Raw genomic sequence first — 456 nt, forward strand, 5'->3', positions numbered from 1 at the left:
GCCAGATTGCTGTATAGACTTTTTAATCCCGAATTCTGAACATAGATACAGCGGAAACACGGTGTCCGGCGTTCTCACACGCGCGAGGAGCCCGATCCTCTTGCCTCGAAGTAGGGGTAAACCCGGTGAAAAGACACTTCGATAGCGGGGTGAGCCCGCCTACTGGCAACTCGATAAACCGTATGTCGCTTTGTGGAATTCGAGCGTCTACTTCTTCTCGTTGGGGAGGTCGTCGATCAGGTCCTCTTTCTCAACCGTCTCCCGCAGCTCCTCAGCCGACATGTCGGAGATCGCCCGAGCGCCCAGAAGCAGCGCCAGCGGGCGGAAATAGCGGTTCCGTCCGCCTACACGTTGTTCGTCCAGGTCGACGCCTGTCTCCTCGAGGAGGTCAAGCGACATCCGGCGGTACACGCGTTCGAGCTCTTCCCGGACATCCTCGTCGAGGTAGTACGTATC

At 57.7% G+C, this 456-nt stretch carries 1 pseudogene; it reads right to left on the reverse strand.

The annotated features are described in order from the left end of the window. Positions 1 to 207: 207 nt before the first annotated feature. Positions 208 to 456, reverse strand: a pseudogene (locus DVK07_RS23125) (hypothetical protein); the annotation flags it as partial.

It is taken from the genome of Halorubrum sp. Atlit-26R (genome assembly GCF_003666015.1).
Lineage (GTDB): Archaea > Halobacteriota > Halobacteria > Halobacteriales > Haloferacaceae > Halorubrum.